The following is a 17410-nucleotide window of genomic DNA, read 5'->3' as shown; positions in this document are numbered from 1 at the left end:
AATGATAATCATTCTCATTTGAATTTTCAAAAAAGCAGTCGTCAAATAATACAGCAATTTGCTACAATAATTAACAATTAATAATTCATTAAATGAAAAATACAATCTTATCAATAATCACATTAGCATTAGTGTCGGTTTCTTGTAACCAAAAAAATAAAGAAACGGAAGCTGACAAACCACTTGCAACCAAAACGACATCGGAATTGTATTCGTGTCCAATGCATCCTGAAGTTACCGGTGAAAAAGGAGCAGAATGTTCGGAATGTGGAATGGAACTATCAGAGAAAGTGGCGCAAATGCCAAAGGCGGAAAAAAATGATGCCGTAACGACTGATGTTGAAACAGAAAATACGGTAGCAACCACTAAAACTGTTGCTGCAAATTCGTTTACAATTAATGAAATAGTAAGCAGTTATTTAAAGCTTAAAAACGCATTGGTGAAAGATGATTCTAAAGCCGCAGCTAATGCTGGAAAAGGGTTGTATGCCACGTTTGACAAAGTAAATTCGAATACTATTTCAAATGTAAAATTGAAAAACAAGTACAATGACATTGCCGAGAATGCTAAAAAAAATGTGAAACATATTGGTGATAACGCCGGGAAAATAGATCATCAAAGAGAATATTTTGCGCTGTTGAGCAAAGATGTACATGATTTGATAAAAACCTTTGGAACAGACCAAAAATTATATCAGGATTATTGCCCAATGTACAATGAAGGGAAAGATGGCTATTGGATAAGCGAAACCAAAGAAGTTAAAAATCCATATTATGGTTCTGAGATGTTAACTTGTGGCCGAATGGTGGAAGCAATTTAATAACGATGAAATTCTACATCAAAAATATGGTATGCGATCGCTGTAAAATGGTTGTGAAATCCGAACTCGAAAAGATTGGAATTTTTCCTGTTTCGGTGGAGTTGGGGGAAGTGGAACTATTGGAAAATTTCAAGGAGAATCAAAAGCAAGAGTTGGAAGTTAAATTGCAATCGCTTGGATTTGAATTGTTAGAAGATAAAACAACGATACTTATAGAAAAAATCAAATGCCTAATTATTGATTTGGTACACCATCAAAATAATGAATTAAAAACCAATTTATCGCACTATTTGTCAGGGCAATTAGGGCAAGATTACAGCACTTTGAGTAATTTATTTTCAGAAGTTCAAGGCACAACTATTGAGCATTATTTTATTGCTCAAAAAATTGAAAAAGTAAAGGAGTTATTAATGTATAAAGAATTAACTTTAAGTGAAATTGCAATTAAATTGAATTACAGCGATGTAGCACATTTGAGTAATCAGTTTAAAAAAATCACGGGCGTAACGCCAACTCATTTTAAACAATTAAAAGAAAATAACAGATTGCAAATTGATGGATTGTAAAATTTACAAATCATTTCCAAAATTCTACAACAAGTCAAAATATAAGGTCGAGTACCTTTGAACAGTAGAAATGAATCTTTAGTTTAATATTTTAATAATAGAAAAAATGAAAACATTAATTATCGTACTAAGCGTGTTCTTAGCAGTAAATTCAATGGCATCAGCTCAAGAAGCGGTGAAATCTTCCCAAAAGGAAATGCATAAAGAAATGTATTCGTGTCCCATGCACCCAAAAGAGATGAGCAGTAAAGAAGGAGAGTGCAGTAAATGTGGAATGAAATTAGTAAAAACACTAAAACACGACACCTCAGGTAAAGGGAAAAAAACAGAAGTTGTTACAAAATACGTTTGCAAAATGGACGGCACAACTGCTGATAAACCAGGAAAATGCTCTAAATGTGGAATGAAAATGACTCCTCAGGACGTTCAGAAACCGGTCTATTCTTGTCCAATGCACCCGAAAGAAATGAGTGATAAACCAGCTAAATGTCCCAAATGTGGTATGCAAATGACTCCAAAAAAAAGTGACAGAAAAGAAGAGAATCATCAACATTAAAATTTTTTAAAATCGGTTCTATACTTTTTATAGAACCGATTTTTTTTAATTCAACATTATGAAACATACCTATACAATCACTGGAATGTCTTGCGACGGTTGTCGTTCTAAGGTCGAAAAAACATTGAATGCTATCGATGGAATTAATGCGACAGTTACTTTGGATCCGCCAATAGCGACGATAACAATGGATGAGCACCTTCCCACGGCTAAATTACAAGAGACCTTAACTGCAGCCGGAAACTATACAATTGCCATGAATAATGCGGTTGATTCTCATCACGCTACCGAAAAGCCAATCGAGAAATCGTGTTGCAGTTCGAATAAACAACAAGAGAAACCAATCGTAATTTTGCCCACTAATGCGCAAGGAAAATACTATTGCCCGATGCATTGTGAGGGCGAAAAAGTGTATGATAAACCGGGAAGTTGCCCGGTGTGCGGAATGAATTTGGAAAAAGTACCAGAATTAAGTGCCGCAAAAACAATGTACACGTGTCCCATGCATCCTGAAGTTATCAAAGACGGTCCTGGTTCGTGTCCCATTTGCGGGATGGATTTAGTGCCAATGGAACCTACCGATTCTGAAGAAAATAAGGTGTACAATGATTTGGTGCGCAAAATGAAAATAGCGGTAGTCTGTACAGTTCCTATTTTTATTATTGCCATGTCAGATATGATTCCGAATAATCCATTAATGAAAATTATGGATACACAAAACTGGAATTGGGTGCAATTAATACTCTCGCTTCCAGTCGTCTTTTATGCGTGTTGGATGTTTTTTGAGCGCGCTTTGAAATCCATTGTTACTTGGAATCTCAATATGTTTACCCTTATCGGAATTGGTACAGGCGTGGCGTTTTTATTTAGTTTAGTCGGAATGTTTTTTCCAGCTGTTTTTCCCAATGAATTTAAAACGCACAACGGAACGGTTTCACTCTATTTTGAAGCAACAACAGTCATATTAACATTGGTTTTATTAGGACAATTGTTAGAAGCCAGAGCACACAGCCAAACAAGTGGGGCGATAAAGGAATTGTTGAAATTAGCGCCGACCGAAGCCGTTTTGGTACGCGATGGAAAAGATACGGTCATCTCGATTCACGACATCAAAAAAGGCGATTTATTGCGGGTAAAACCTGGAGATAAAATCCCGGTGGATGGAAAAATTACCGATGGCGAAAGTACCATTGATGAATCGATGATTACGGGAGAACCTATTCCTGTTGATAAAAAAATAGGCGACAGCATTAGTTCCGGAACGATAAACAGTAATAAGTCCTTTGTGATGATTGCTGAAAAAGTAGGTTCGGAAACCTTGCTTTCGCAAATTATACAAATGGTCAATACCGCCAGTCGTTCTAAAGCACCGATTCAGAAGCTAGCGGATAAAATCGCTAAATATTTTGTGCCAATTGTGGTTTTTGTATCTGCAATTACTTTTTTTGTTTGGGCACAATTTGGTCCTGAACCCGCAATGGTTTATGGGTTTATCAATGCGATTGCCGTATTGATAATTGCCTGTCCGTGCGCTTTGGGATTGGCTACACCCATGTCGGTGATGGTTGGTGTTGGGAAAGGAGCCCAATCGGGAGTTTTGATAAAAAATGCCGAAGCACTGGAAAACATGAACAAAGTAAATGTTCTGATTACCGATAAAACAGGAACAATCACGGAAGGAAAACCTTCTGTTGAAAAAGTATTTGCAATAAATAATGACGAAGATTCTTTGTTGCAAAGCATTGCATCTTTAAATCAATACAGCGAACATCCTTTGGCGCAAGCCGTAGTCAATTTTGCGAAAGCGAAAGCAGTTTCATTAATCGAAGTCAAGGATTTTGAAGCTATTTCAGGCAAAGGAGTCATTGGGACAGTAACCAACAAAAAAGTGGCGCTCGGTAATAAAAAATTGATGGAGCAGTTGAATGTCACGGTTTCGGATGAATTAGAAAATAAAATCACAGCCGAACAAAAACTGGGAAAAACGGTTTCTTATATTTCAGTGGAAGGAATCGCCGTAGGATTTGTATCGATAACTGATGCCATAAAAGCAACAAGTGTCGAAGCAATAAAAGAACTTATGCGCCAAGGAGTTGAGGTGATTATGCTAACGGGCGATAATGAAAATACAGCAAAAGCAGTGGCGACACAATTGAGTTTAAGTTCGTTTAAAGCCAGTTGTTTGCCCGAAGACAAGCTGAAAGAAATAAAACGATTGCAATCCGAAGGGAAAATTGTGGCTATGGCAGGTGACGGAATCAACGACGCTCCCGCTTTGGCGCAAGCCGACATTGGAATTGCGATGGGAACCGGAACTGATGTGGCTATTGAAAGCGCGAAAATAACGTTGGTAAAAGGTGATTTACAAGGCATAGTCAAAGCGAAAAACTTAAGTCACGCCGTGATGAAAAATATCAAGCAAAATTTATTCTTTGCCTTTTTCTATAATGTCTTGGGAATTCCAATTGCTGCGGGCGTTTTGTATCCGTTTTTTGGAGTGTTGCTTTCGCCAATGATTGCGGCTTTGGCGATGAGTTTCAGCTCCGTTTCCGTAATTGCAAATGCGTTGCGATTACGAAATTTAAAACTTTAAAATGAAAATAATAAATAATGTAGATAAATTAGGGACAATTGGTCTCTTTACGACAGCGCTTTTTTCACCTTGTTGTTTCCCACTTTTTGCATTTGGAGCATCGACATTTGGATTGGGTAGTTTTGAATTGTTTGGAGGATGGACAATGTGGGTATTTCTCTCCATGGTTTTAATTTCTATTGTAGGTTTAATTATTTCTTATCAAAAGCATCGAAATATTTTTTCGCTATTAATTGCCATGCCATCGGTTGTATTAATTTATTACGAGTATTATTTTAACAGCAATACTTATTTTATTTACATGGGGATGTTTGGTTTATTATTAGCAACTGGAATTAATTATTACAGAAATAAATTACACGGTATGTGCGATACTTGCGCAATCTATAACGGTAAGTCAGTAGAACTAAAATCAACGTTGACTTGTCCAAATTGCAGCTATAAAAAAGACGAAATAATGCCTACCGATGCTTGTCAATTCTTTTACGAATGCGAGAATTGTAAAACAGTTTTAAGACCTAAACAAGGCGATTGCTGTGTTTATTGTAGCTATGGAACTGTAAAATGTCCACCAATTCAGGCAGGAGACAAATGTTGTTAAAAAACAGTAAAATCAATTTAAAAATCAAAAACTATGAAAAAAGTAATTCTAATACACTTCTTCATTTTACAAGCTTTAGTAATTTCGGCACAAGAAAAAGTTCAAATAAAACTAACTTCTGCAAGTCCATCCGCATCATTTGAACAAGAATTGGGTAGCACAATGATCAAAGTTTCTTACAGCAGACCACTAGCAAGAGGCAGAAAAATATTTGGGGAATTAGTCCCTTTTGAAAAGCTCTGGCGAACTGGTGCCAGTGATTGTACTTCAATAACCACTAATGAAGATATTGTGTTCGGAAATACTACTTTAAAAATGGGTAGTTACTCAATATTAACAATACCTTCAAAAAAGGAGTGGACAATAATTGTAAATACAGATACTACATTACATGGCGAAACTGGATATGATGCCAAAAAAGATGTTTTTCGTTTTACAGTTCCAGTAGAAAGCATACCCAATTTTTATGAAACATTTACAATCGAGATAAATGACATTAACAGCAAAGGGGAAGGGTTTCTAAAAATAATATGGGAAAATTCGATGATGAAAATTCCATTAAAAAGTAAAGCAGATGAAACTATTTTAGCAGTAATAGATAAAAACATCATTAAAGAAAAAAACCTTGATGCTAATTTATTGTTTCAAGCGGCAAACTATTATTACGGTACTAATAGAGATTCCAAGCAAGCAATAGTTTGGCTTTTAGAAGCCGAGAAATTAGATCCAGAGAATTTTTATTATCCTAATTTAAGACAAAAAATAGCTACGGAACTAAAAGACTATCCTAATGCAATTGAAGCAGCAAAAAAAGCTTTATCGATAGCTGAATTAAAAAAAATGAAAAGTGCAGAAGCATTGAAAAAACAAATTTTAGCGTTGGAATTACTATTAAAAAAATAAGAAAATGAAAAATAAAATCATTATCATAATTACAATATTACTTTTTGCATTAAATGCAAATGCACAAAAAATTGTCCGTTACGATTTATATGTTCGGGATACGATTGTCACTTTTGGTGATAAACCCAAAAGAGCAATTGCCGTAAACGGACAAATTCCCATGCCAACACTCACATTTACCGAAGGCGATATTGCCGAAATTTATGTGCATAATGAATTAAATGAAGATACTTCGTTGCATTGGCACGGATTATTTTTGCCCAATAAAGAAGACGGCGTGCCTAATTTGACACAAATGCCAATCAAACCACATACTACACATAAATATACGTTCCCAATTATCCAGCACGGAACGCATTGGTATCACAGTCACACGGGTTTGCAGGAACAAATTGGGATGTATGGTTCTTTTGTAATGAATAAAAAATCGGATGATCCAACCTTTAGAAAAGGAATTGATGATTTGCCAACCGTTCCAATTATTCTGAGTGAATGGACGGATATGAAACCGGAAAATGTGCATCGAATGCTACACAATGCGACGGACTGGTTTGCGATTCAAAAAGGAACTACGCAAAGCTATTTTGAAGCTATAAAAGCGGGACATTTCAAGACAAAAGTCACCAACGAATGGAAACGAATGAACGCCATGGATGTAAGTGATGTGTATTACAATAAATTCCTGATCAACGGGAAAAATGAAAGCCAGCTTTCGCAGTTTAAGGCGGGAGATAAAGTCCGATTGCGGATTTCCAATGGTGGAGCTTCTACCTATTTTTGGTTGAATTATGCCGGAGGAAAAATCACCGTGGTTGCCAGTGATGGAAATGATGTGGAGCCTGCTGAAGTCGACCGATTAATCGTTGCTGTTTCTGAAACGTATGATGTTGTTGTAACGATTCCTGCCGATAAAACGGCGTATGAGTTTTTAGTAACTTCAGAGGACCGAACCAAATCGGCTTCGTTGTATTTAGGAGATGGTATCAAGCAACTGATTTCACCTTTGCCAAAATTAAAGTATTTTGAAGGGATGAAAATGATGAACGGCATGATGAAAATGAATGGCAATTTAGATGATATGGGCATGCAAATGTCGTTGAATCAAATGGACATGAATGTGGTGATGTATCCTGAAATTACTGGAAATAGCCAAAAGTCGAAAGTCGAAGGTCAGAAAAATGATGAACATGCCAATCACAATCAGTACGATTCTAATGCACTTTCGGATATCATGACATTGAATTATGCGATGCTTAAATCACCCACGAAAACAACTTTGCCAACTGACGCAACCGTAAAAGAATTGCGGTTTGAATTATCAGGAAACATGAATCGCTATGTTTGGAGTCTGGACAATAAAGTAGTTTCGGAAGCCGATAAAATTCTAATTAAAAAAGGAGAGAATGTTCGAATTGTACTCTTCAATGGCTCCATGATGCGCCACCCGATGCATTTACACGGACACGATTTTAGAGTGCTGAACGGAAAAGAGGCATACGCACCGCTGAAAAACATCATTGACATTATGCCGATGGAAACGGATACGATTGAGTTTAATGCGAATGTTAAAGGCGATTGGTTTTTTCATTGTCACATTCTCTATCACATGATGGCGGGAATGGGCAGGGTTTTTAGTTATGAAAATCAAGAGCCAAATCCTTTGATTCCAAATCCAAAATTAGCGCAACGCAAATTGTTTGCTGATGACAGAGCTTTTCATGTGATGGCCGAAAATGATTTTGCCACCAATGGAAACGATGGAATGTTGATGATTCAAAACACACGTTGGAGTATTGGTACCGAATGGCGTTTGGGCTACACCAATCACCACGGGTATGAAACCGAAACGCACATTGGACGTTACATCGGGAAAATGCAATGGCTGATGCCGTTCATTGGTTTTGATTGGAGGTATCGAAAAATGGAAATGGGAGAAATGGAAGAGAATCTTTTTGGTCAAGCCAATACCAAAGACAATCGCGCTGTTTTCAGTGCCGGAGTCGAATATACGTTACCGATGCTCATTAAAGCACAAGCCGAAGTATTTACAGACGGGAATTTCAGATTGCAATTTGAACGCATGGATATTCCGGTTTCCAAAAGATTGCGCATGAATTTAATGTGGAATACGGACAAAGAATACATGGCGGGTTTGCGCTATATTGTCAAGAGAAATTTCGGAATTACCACGCATTACGACAGTGATATGGGAATGGGTTTTGGATTGAGTTTGAATTATTAAAAACGGAATACTTTGTTTTTGTAATTTTGGAAAAAATATAGTGCTATGGTACAACTTTCAGAAATCTGGATTTATCCTGTAAAATCATTAGGTGGAATTAAATTGCAAGAAGCTCAAGTGACCGATCGTGGTTTGGAACACGACCGCCGTTGGTTGTTGATTGATGAAAACGGATTGTTTCTGTCGCAAAGGGAACATTCGGAATTAGCTCTTTTTCAACCTGAAATTGCAGGGGATTTTCTGAATATTACACATCGCGTACAATTAGAAACAATACAACTTCCGTTGCATCAATCTTTTTCGGAGACCAAAACTAAAATTGATGTGATGGTTTGGGAGGACTCCATTCAGGCGTATGAAGTCGATTCGGTTATTTCAGATTGGTTTTCCCGAATATTGGGATTTTCGGCTCGTTTGGTTTACATGCCCGAAGAAAGTCACCGAAAAGTAGAGGCTAAATATGCCGTTACGGAGGCTGATATTAATTCTTTTTCGGATGGCTATCCTTTTTTGTTGATTGGTCAATCGTCATTGGATGATTTGAATTCGCGTATGAAGGAAGCATTGCCTATGAATCGGTTTCGACCTAATTTTGTTTGTACAGGCGGTGACGCTTATGAAGAGGAATCTTGGAAAGAATTTACAATAGGTGAACTAACTTTTTTTGGCGTAAAACCTTGCGGAAGATGTGTAATGACAACTATTGACCAAGAAAAAGGAGTAACCTCAGGAAAAGATCCTTTACGGACTTTGGCAAAATACAGAACAGTAGGGAATAGCGTGTTGTTTGGGCAAAACTTGATAGGTTCTGGAACTGGTCTTGTTGCTGTTGGTGATGCTATTGCTGTTTTGATTTCTATTTAAGTTTCCTAATTTCTTACTCAAATTTATAGCTTTTTGAAATAGCTAAAAAAGTCGGGAGACGCCGTAGCGCAACCCGACTTTTAATACTATTCTCGTTTATAGTTGTGTGTTGCAACGTATGTACAAGCAATCAAATCAATCTTTTTTATGTTGTTCCGTATGATTTTGATTTCCGTGAATCGTATGGTCTCCCACATTCATTCCGTTTGACATCCCGATCATAAAGGCGGTAATAATTAGCATAATTTTTCTTTTTGCCCAATGAATAGGGCGTTTAGATTCCTCTAAACGTGTTTTAGTTTTGTGTTTATACATTTTGTAAATGATAAATGATTAGACATTTGGTATCCTCTTTATGCATGGAATTGCATAAATGCGTAGAAAGAATTTTCTAGGCTGTGTATAAACTTTTATAGGAATTTCGGGAAGTAATCATCTCATTTATAAAAATGTATTGAGATGTAAATGAACATACTTTTTGATAAAGCAGCGTTTGTAATTTTAGAAGAACTGGAATTTGAAGAGCGTAACTATCTTGAAATTGGAGATAAATTAAGTGAAATAAGAATGCCGTTTTTTCAGACGGATTTGTCTGATGGAACACGTATAATTTCGAACGCTTATGGTTTAATTCTCTTCTTAGAATTACGTTCGAGAATTGGTAATAATCTGCTGAATTTGATGGAGAATCTAAAGTACCATCATTCACCATCAGGCCAAAAGCCAGAAAGAGAGAAAGGAGATATTTTAGATACTTTGTCAATCTATTTAGTTTTAATTAAAACTTTCAAAAGTACAAAAGTAACGTTGAATTAAGGACTATTTTTTTATTATTTGTGTTTACAAGCGTTGTCTTTCATTAGAGTTTAGATTTGTTCTTGAAAAATCAGCTTGTTTTAAAAAAAACTTATTTGTGGTAGCTGTTAGTTCTGAATTGATTACAATTTACAAGTTCAATACAAGCTGTTTTTATTTGAAGGTTTTTGGGTTTGGCTTTGAGCATCTCAAAAATAGTGCTATTTTTGCACCCGAAATAGAAAAACAAGGCCCGTTCGTCTATCGGTTAGGACGCATGGTTTTCATCCATGTAAGAGCGGTTCGATTCCGCTACGGGCTACAATTCTAAATTACAATCTTAAAAAGCCTCGAAAATTATTTTTCGAGGCTTTTTTTGTTATTGGATTTGGCTGTTCTTTTTGTATTATTCGCTCTTTATTGTGGGCGCAAAGAGACGATTGCGCAGCTTGTTCATTGAAAATGCGTGAATTATACAATTATTGCTAAAAATTGTATTACATTTTTGCCAATGTATAGGGGTATTTTTGCTTCTTAGTAACAAATTATTTGAACCATCATTTAAAACTATTTACATGAATAACCCCTCAGCACCAAAGAAAATAACTTGGATTATAGGATTGATTTGCGGTATACTTGGAATTATTGGACATTTCATAGATGTTCAAGTTTTAACAGAACATAATTACACACTATTGCTTGTTGGTTTCTTTGTTTTGGCAGTAGGAACAACTGTAAAAGGAGTTTAAATATGCTAGGATGAGAAACAAGTATTAATATAAAAACATATAATAATGTCAGAAAAAAACAAAAAACAATTTGGTGTTTGGATGGATTTACATCATGCAACTATTGTAGGAAGAGAAAATGTAGATTCAGGTGAGTTCGTAATATTAGGTCACGAAAAAGTTGACGGACAAGGTCGTAATTCAAGCGAAAACGTAGCAAACAATGCTGAAAGAGATTTACTTCATAAACTATTCAAAAACATTACGGCTCATATGCAAAATGTTGATGAATTGCATGTAACAGGAACTGGTACTGCTCAAGAACAATTTATTAAATATTTGAATGAGACTCCACAGTATAAAAATGTTGCGACTAAAGAAAGTACTTCTAATAAAATGGATGATGAAAGTTTAATTGAATATGTGGCTGCACAGTTCAACTGATCGCTTTAAAAAAAAGCAATTTTTATTGGTTAAAATGAAATGCCTCCAAAAAAGTCAAAAGCTATTTGGAGGCATTTTTATGTAGAGAAAAGTCAGAGACATTTGCGCAGCATTAATGATAAATTTTTTCTTTTAAAGAACACTTTGCGGAGCTGGGCTATTCCTTCAAAAAAAAAGCCTACACTTTCGTGTAAGCTTTTTATTGTTTTGTGATTATAGTTTATTTTTTAATGCTTTCTAATTCAGTAGATATTCCTTCGTTTACAGAAAAAGTAAATAAAGAAGAATTATTTTTAAATTTTATTTTTTCTATAAAAAGATCTTTTAATTCTCTATATAATCTTCCGAATATTAATCTAGCTGATTTTGTTGAAATAGTGACATCTTTAGCATCTATAATAATTTCTTCATTATTTTTTAATGCAGATTTTATTTTATTATAGATCTCTTCACTTTTAGGATCAGTTGCTATAACAGCTCCGTAATTTGAAAGTATTAGTTCCATTTTATATATATTTTTTTTCGTTAGTAAAAAGATCTTCTATTAAATTATCCATATCATTGCTGATTGGGATTTTAACATATAAAACTGTTCCTTTCCACTTACTTGATGCAAAGATAGTTACTTTTCCTTGAATATTTCTATAAATATAACCACCAGTATGTAAAATTAACTTTCCTTTAAGTTTGGTGACCATTTCATTTACCAGCCATAAACCAGTTCCACAATGTCCTTTATTTATTTTTGACGAAACTCTTCTTTTAAATGCATTTAATATCAAATCTTTATCTGTCACGTTTTTATACTCTTTTTTCATTGTTCCAATAATACCTTCTGAAGTGTCTACAGAAATTATTTCGATTCTATTAGCATTTCCCTCTGCCATTAAAATTGATTTTTTGTCAGTTGCATGGTAATGAAAATTTGAGGAAATCTCTACAATACACGTTTTAATACAATCTACAATTCCATCATTAGAATTTTTATAGTAGTCTTTAATAGTTTTATAATATTTAGCTTCAATGTCATCTAAATTTTTAAAATCTACTCTGCTTATAGGGTGAGGTGCAATAAAAAAATCGTTTTTAACAACAGGTTTTATATTAGCATATATTTTATCTCTATCTTTTTCATATAAATATGCTAGCATTAATTCTTGAAGATGATACTTAGCAAATAAATCTGTAAAAGTTTCTTTATTAACAGATGGATTTAGTAAACAAAACTCATCTATAGCATAAGCTAATGATTTATAAATAACTAATGAAGCTATTGAAGTGAAATCTTCAGTATTAATATTTATTGAAAAATTGTAATCGTTAACTTTTTTATTTTTTAAATCAAATATAAAATTTAATTTACCTATTAATTGGCTTATATTATTTTCATCATATTTACCATTTACCTCAATTTTTGGCATCTATTTTTTAAATTCAGATTTAAATTTCTTAATTAATTTATCTTCGGTAAATTTGTTTCTTTGAAGATTATCCGCGGAAACCAATAATAAATAATCAGAAAACTCGCTACTTACTTTAAGTAAACTTTCGGAAATGTATAAATAATTAATCATTCTTAATTTATTTATATTGTTTGATAACTCAACTAAAACATCACTATTAATATCATATTGTGAATTTACTGTAATCATAATATCAAAAATTTCAGATTCACAAGTAATATGTTTTTGAGCAACACATTTATTTTTTTCTATAATAAAGTCATCATTTATTTTATGTTTTCTTTGTATCCAATAAAATATTCCACCAGATAAAATAGCATTTGATAAAATTTGAAAAATAGAGGCAGGGGTTAACATATCTATAGTGTATTTTGATATTTCATCTATCATTTTAAAAACTTTAAGTTTTTTATAAAACAAACAAATTTAATATTTTAGATTTAATAAAATGATTATAAGTCAGAATTTATTTGTTATTTTTATTTAATTTAAAAATCATAAAAGCCGATAGATAGACTTAATTGTCTGTATAGTTTTAAAGGAATTTTTTTTAAGGATTCATAAATCTTATTTACGTCAGGTACAAATTAGTTTATTTACGCCTTAATGTGGGTTGGATTAGCGAAGCTTTGTTTAGTTGCTGTTTTTCAAATATATTTAAAATAAACTTATAAAATTGAATCCGAGGTTTAATAGGTTCGTCTTGTTAATCTGAGTTTAGCGTGAAGGATGGCAGTGAAAATCCTTTTATGAAGCGCAGCGCAATAAAAGATTGTAACGAACAGCCAGACCCAAAGTTGCAAGGAGGAACGACGATGCAATCTGCAGGGACACGCCCAAATTATTTTCCTTTCCAGCCTGTGATTTTGTCAAATAACAGCCTAAAATTCAATCCCGTCCCGAAGCTTCGGGATCGTGAATAAAAAGCTTGTTTGGGTTGCAAAAATTTTATAATTTTGCAACCCAATTTTATTATGTAAATTAAAGAAGAAGATGGATATCAAAAGAGTAGCAATAGACGCTGTGAATGAAACAATTGTAATGACTGTTGTTCACATGGATTACAAAGGACAAGTTGCAAAAAGAATAAACGAAAAAATGCCTTTGGCAACTGTTAAGGGATTTAGAAAAGGAGCGGTGCCTAAAGATCTTGTTGAAAAACAATACGGTAAAGGGATTAAACAAGAAGAAGTTCAGAAAGTTGTTGATTTGGCTCTAGAGCGTTTCGTACAATCTGAAAGATTAAACCTTCTTGGAACGCCACTTCCTAAAGTAAACGAAGATTTTTCTTGGGATGCTGAAGAATTGGTTTTTGAATATGAAATTGGATTGGTTCCAAACTTCACTTTAGACTTAGATGCTAAAAACGACATCGTAAAATATGTGGTTACTGCTGACGATAAATTAATCGACGGTCAAGTGGAAAGAATCCAAAAACAATTTGGAACTGCAATTCCTCAAGAGGTTGTTGCTGCAGATTCAGATGTAACAGGAACATTCACTAACGAAGAAAAAGGAATTAATAACGCTACTACTATTGCTGCTGATCTTTTCAAAGACAAAGCGACTTTTGACTTGTTCATTGGTAAAAAAGTAGGTGATGTAGTGACTGTAAATACGAAAGGTTTATTTGAAGACGACCACCAATTGATGGACGTGATGAAAGTAAGTCATGATGACGTTCACGGTTTAGATGTTGATGTAAACTTCACAATCGAAGCAATCAACACTGCTGAATTAGCAGAATTGAACCAAGAATTGTTCGACAAATTGTTTGGAGCTGGAGCAGTTTCTTCTCTAGAAGAATTGAAAGCTAAAATCAAAGAAGATGCTGAAACTCAATTTGCACAACAAGCTGACCAAAAATTATTAGGTGATGTAACTGAGTTCTTAATCGAAAGCACAAAATTTGATTTACCAGCTGAATTCCTTAAAAAATGGTTGCAAACTGTTGGTGAGAAAAAATTATCCCCTGAGGAAGCTGAAGTGGAATATGCACGTTCTGAAAAAGGATTGCGTTTTCAATTGATCGAAGGTAGAGCAATGGCTCAGTCTGACATCAAAATCACTTTCGAAGACTTGAAATCATTCACTACAAAAAATATCCGTCAACAAATGGCGCAATTCGGGCAAACAAATCCTACTGACGAAGAAGTTCAAGGAATTGTAGCTAGAGTTTTGTCTAACCAAGACGAAGTAAAAAGACTTTCTGACCAAGTTGTTGCTGAGAAATTATTGGAATTGTTCAAAGAGAAAGCAAATCCTACTACTAAAGAAGTGACTTACGAAGAATTTATTGCTGCTTCTTACGGAGAATAAAGTATTGTCGTAAAGTCAAAAGTCATAAAGTCAAAAGCCCTAAGAGCGCAAGTGATTATTAAAATTTTATGATTTGATTACAGATACGAAACAATAAAAAATAGTTATATTTGAGCGTCAGAAAAAATATTTTTTGGCGCTCTTTTGTTTGAATTAATTTCAGGAGCTAATCCAGCTGTACGTTTCAAGTTTTTTCTTCCGTTTCTGTTTTTTAAATTCCTGCAAGAGCTTCTTCCAGTCGCTTTGCAAGAATAAAAAAACTAAAAAACGGAATTCAAAAAGCTTTTTACTCCCATCTGGGCTAAAAATAAGACATATTGACATCATTTGTAAATAGGTATGACCTTTGCATTAAATCGAATCACAAGATATTACGTAAAACTTAGAACAAAAAAATATGAACTACGGTAAAGAATTTAAAAAATTTGCTACAAAGGACCACGGCGTAAACTCCATGTATTACGATAAAATCGTAGGCGCAATGACTCCTAAAAACATGACTCCATATATCATTGAAGAACGTCAGTTGAATATTTCACAATTAGACGTTTTCTCCAGATTGATGATGGACAGAATTATTTTCCTTGGAACAGGAATTGATGACCAAATCGCAAACATCGTTCAAGCACAGTTATTGTTCCTTGAAAGCGCTGATGCTTCTAAGGATATTCAAATTTATTTGAATTCTCCAGGAGGAAGCGTTTACGCAGGATTAGGGATTTATGACACCATGCAATACATCAAACCAGATGTAGCAACTATTTGTACAGGAATGGCAGCTTCTATGGGAGCAGTGCTTTTATGTGCAGGAGCAGCAGGGAAACGTTCGGCATTGCCACATTCAAGAGTAATGATTCACCAACCATCAGGTGGAGCTCAAGGAGTAGCAACAGATATGGAAATCAACTTACGCGAAATGTTGAAACTGAAAGATGAGTTATACAAAATTATCTCTCACCACTCTGGACAAACTTTCGAGAAAGTACACAATGACAGCGAGCGTGATTATTGGATGATTGCCGAAGAAGCAAAAGCATACGGAATGATTGATGAAGTTTTAATAAGAGGATAAAAATAGTTACAAGTTTAAGGTTTGAGGTTTAAGGTTGCTGCGGGAACTTTAAACTTTAAACTTTTTAAACTTTAAACAAAAAAAGAATGGCAAAAGTAGTATTAGAGTGTTCGTTTTGTGGAAGAAAGAAGCCAGAGACCAATTTATTGATTGCTGGTATCAATGCACATATTTGTGATAAATGTATCGAACAAGCACACGGAATTGTTTTAGAGGAATTAAAATCCAGCGGGAGTTCAAAACTGGTTGGAGATTTGATTTTGAAAAAACCAAAAGAAATCAGAGCGTTCTTAGATCAATATGTAATTGGACAAGACCAAACTAAAAAAGTAATGTCGGTTGCAGTTTACAATCACTACAAACGTTTGATGCAACAGCAATTAGACGATGAGGTTGAGATTGAAAAAAGTAACATCATCATGGTGGGACAAACAGGAACAGGAAAAACATTGGTGGCTAAAACCATTGCAAAAATGTTGGATGTACCTTTGGCTATTGTTGATGCAACGGTATTAACTGAAGCAGGTTATGTAGGAGAAGATGTCGAAAGTATTTTGACGCGTCTTTTGCAAGCTGCTGATTATGATGTTGCCAAAGCGGAACGCGGAATTGTATTCATTGACGAAATAGATAAAATTGCTCGTAAAAGTGACAATCCGTCTATTACGCGTGACGTTTCCGGTGAAGGGGTGCAACAAGCATTATTGAAATTATTGGAAGGAACGGTTGTGAATGTGCCACCAAAAGGAGGACGCAAGCACCCGGACCAAAAATTTGTTGAGGTCAATACACAAAACATTTTGTTTATTGCCGGTGGTGCTTTTGACGGAATCGAAAGAATTATTTCGAAACGATTGAACCGTCAGGCTGTAGGTTATTCGACTTCAAAAAATGTGGATAATATTGACAAAGACAATTTGTTGCAATACATTATCCCAAAAGACATCAAAGATTTTGGATTGATTCCGGAGATTATTGGTCGTTTGCCAGTATTGACACACATGGATCCTTTAGACAGAGAAACCTTGCGTGCGATATTGACACAACCTAAAAATGCGTTAATCAAACAATACGAAAAATTGTTTTTGATGGATGAGGTAACTTTTACCATCACAGACGAAGCCTTAGATTTTATTGTGGATAAAGCATTAGAATATAAATTAGGTGCTCGTGGATTGCGTTCTTTATGTGAAGCCATCTTAACTGATGCGATGTATGAATTGCCAAGTTCTGATGATAAAATCTTAGAAATTGACAGAGAATATGCCAAAGAAACGTTGAATAAAAATTTATTGAAACGTTTGGAAATTGCTTCGTAATTTGAATTCTGATAAAGATTAATTGTAATCTTTTCTAAAAATACTAAACCTGTTCATTCATTTGAACAGGTTTTTTTATGGATTATTTTAAAGTTATATTGTTGATTATAAAAGAGAACCGACT

The 17410-nt window shown here is 34.5% G+C and carries 18 protein-coding genes, 1 tRNA gene and 1 pseudogene; 16 read left to right on the top strand and 4 right to left on the bottom strand.

Annotated features, from left to right (window positions below; all coding sequences use genetic code 11):
* Positions 1 to 92: 92 nt before the first annotated feature.
* The 9 genes and pseudogenes from QLS65_RS02100 to QLS65_RS02060 all read left to right on the top strand — a co-directional run bounded on the left by QLS65_RS02100 (position 93) and on the right by QLS65_RS02060 (position 9146).
* Positions 93 to 821: a DUF3347 domain-containing protein gene (locus QLS65_RS02100; protein WP_282714929.1), complete on the top strand. Its 729-nt coding sequence runs from the start codon at positions 93 to 95 to the stop codon at positions 819 to 821.
* Positions 822 to 868: 47 nt separating this feature from the next.
* The gene (locus QLS65_RS02095) at positions 869 to 1387 is read left to right on the top strand and encodes a helix-turn-helix domain-containing protein (RefSeq protein ID WP_428831865.1); all 519 of its coding nucleotides are present in this window, start codon (positions 869 to 871) and stop codon (positions 1385 to 1387) included.
* A gap of 106 nt (positions 1388 to 1493) precedes the next feature.
* Positions 1494 to 1943: a heavy metal-binding domain-containing protein gene (locus QLS65_RS02090; RefSeq protein WP_282710793.1), complete on the top strand. Its 450-nt coding sequence runs from the start codon at positions 1494 to 1496 to the stop codon at positions 1941 to 1943.
* A 58-nt stretch (positions 1944 to 2001) separates the two neighbouring features.
* Positions 2002 to 4536, top strand: a complete 2535-nt coding sequence (locus QLS65_RS02085; protein WP_282714927.1) for a heavy metal translocating P-type ATPase — start codon at positions 2002 to 2004, stop codon at positions 4534 to 4536.
* Between the two features lies 1 nt (position 4537).
* Positions 4538 to 4867: pseudogene (locus QLS65_RS02080) on the top strand (MerC domain-containing protein); the annotation flags it as partial.
* Between the two features lie 33 nt (positions 4868 to 4900).
* Positions 4901 to 5137 carry a GDCCVxC domain-containing (seleno)protein gene (locus QLS65_RS02075; RefSeq protein WP_282711268.1) on the top strand — a complete coding sequence of 79 codons (237 nt, stop codon included), beginning with the start codon at positions 4901 to 4903 and terminating at the stop codon, positions 5135 to 5137.
* 33 nt (positions 5138 to 5170) lie between these two features.
* The gene (locus tag QLS65_RS02070; protein WP_282710791.1) at positions 5171 to 6040 is read left to right on the top strand and encodes a DUF2911 domain-containing protein; all 870 of its coding nucleotides are present in this window, start codon (positions 5171 to 5173) and stop codon (positions 6038 to 6040) included.
* A gap of 4 nt (positions 6041 to 6044) precedes the next feature.
* On the top strand, positions 6045 to 8282 hold the full coding sequence (locus tag QLS65_RS02065) for a multicopper oxidase family protein (RefSeq protein WP_282714925.1): 2238 nt from the start codon (positions 6045 to 6047) through the stop codon (positions 8280 to 8282).
* Between the two features lie 45 nt (positions 8283 to 8327).
* Positions 8328 to 9146 carry an MOSC domain-containing protein gene (locus QLS65_RS02060; protein WP_282714923.1) on the top strand — a complete coding sequence of 273 codons (819 nt, stop codon included), beginning with the start codon at positions 8328 to 8330 and terminating at the stop codon, positions 9144 to 9146.
* 135 nt (positions 9147 to 9281) lie between these two features.
* Here QLS65_RS02060 and QLS65_RS02055 read toward each other — a convergent pair whose 3' ends face one another.
* On the bottom strand, positions 9282 to 9461 hold the full coding sequence (locus tag QLS65_RS02055; RefSeq protein ID WP_091165592.1) for a hypothetical protein: 180 nt from the start codon (positions 9459 to 9461) through the stop codon (positions 9282 to 9284).
* Between the two features lie 150 nt (positions 9462 to 9611).
* Here QLS65_RS02055 and QLS65_RS02050 point away from each other — a divergent pair, with 150 nt between their 5' ends.
* From QLS65_RS02050 to QLS65_RS02035, 4 genes are all read left to right on the top strand, one after another.
* Positions 9612 to 9962, top strand: coding sequence for a hypothetical protein (locus tag QLS65_RS02050; protein ID WP_282714921.1), 351 nt, complete (start codon positions 9612 to 9614; stop codon positions 9960 to 9962).
* Between the two features lie 229 nt (positions 9963 to 10191).
* Positions 10192 to 10263, top strand: a tRNA-Glu gene (locus QLS65_RS02045).
* Positions 10264 to 10516: 253 nt separating this feature from the next.
* Entirely contained in the window at positions 10517 to 10690 is a 174-nt protein-coding gene (locus QLS65_RS02040; RefSeq protein WP_199716384.1) for a hypothetical protein, read from the top strand.
* 45 nt (positions 10691 to 10735) lie between these two features.
* Positions 10736 to 11113, top strand: a complete 378-nt coding sequence (locus QLS65_RS02035; RefSeq protein WP_282714917.1) for a hypothetical protein — start codon at positions 10736 to 10738, stop codon at positions 11111 to 11113.
* 220 nt (positions 11114 to 11333) lie between these two features.
* Here QLS65_RS02035 and QLS65_RS02030 read toward each other — a convergent pair whose 3' ends face one another.
* From QLS65_RS02030 to QLS65_RS02020, 3 genes are read right to left on the bottom strand one after another with little or no spacing between them, the layout of a single operon-like run.
* On the bottom strand, positions 11334 to 11618 hold the full coding sequence (locus QLS65_RS02030; RefSeq protein WP_282714915.1) for an STAS-like domain-containing protein: 285 nt from the start codon (positions 11616 to 11618) through the stop codon (positions 11334 to 11336).
* Between the two features lies 1 nt (position 11619).
* Entirely contained in the window at positions 11620 to 12534 is a 915-nt protein-coding gene (locus QLS65_RS02025; RefSeq protein ID WP_282714913.1) for a hypothetical protein, read from the bottom strand.
* The gene (locus QLS65_RS02020) at positions 12535 to 12966 is read right to left on the bottom strand and encodes a hypothetical protein (protein WP_282714911.1); all 432 of its coding nucleotides are present in this window, start codon (positions 12964 to 12966) and stop codon (positions 12535 to 12537) included.
* A gap of 603 nt (positions 12967 to 13569) precedes the next feature.
* Between QLS65_RS02020 and QLS65_RS02015 the strand changes: the two genes are divergently transcribed.
* The 3 genes from QLS65_RS02015 (at position 13570) to clpX (ending at position 17286) form a co-directional block, all read left to right on the top strand.
* Positions 13570 to 14895: a trigger factor gene (locus QLS65_RS02015; RefSeq protein ID WP_282714909.1), complete on the top strand. Its 1326-nt coding sequence runs from the start codon at positions 13570 to 13572 to the stop codon at positions 14893 to 14895.
* A 397-nt stretch (positions 14896 to 15292) separates the two neighbouring features.
* Positions 15293 to 15967 carry an ATP-dependent Clp endopeptidase proteolytic subunit ClpP gene (gene clpP, locus QLS65_RS02010; protein WP_039108847.1) on the top strand — a complete coding sequence of 225 codons (675 nt, stop codon included), beginning with the start codon at positions 15293 to 15295 and terminating at the stop codon, positions 15965 to 15967.
* An 86-nt stretch (positions 15968 to 16053) separates the two neighbouring features.
* Positions 16054 to 17286 carry an ATP-dependent Clp protease ATP-binding subunit ClpX gene (gene clpX, locus QLS65_RS02005; protein ID WP_099714373.1) on the top strand — a complete coding sequence of 411 codons (1233 nt, stop codon included), beginning with the start codon at positions 16054 to 16056 and terminating at the stop codon, positions 17284 to 17286.
* Positions 17287 to 17410 lie beyond the last annotated feature (124 nt).

The organism is Flavobacterium algoritolerans (assembly GCF_030010385.1).
Lineage (GTDB): Bacteria > Bacteroidota > Bacteroidia > Flavobacteriales > Flavobacteriaceae > Flavobacterium > Flavobacterium algoritolerans.
Note: the sequence above shows the minus strand (reverse complement) of the source record. Positions and strands in the feature narration are given on the sequence as shown.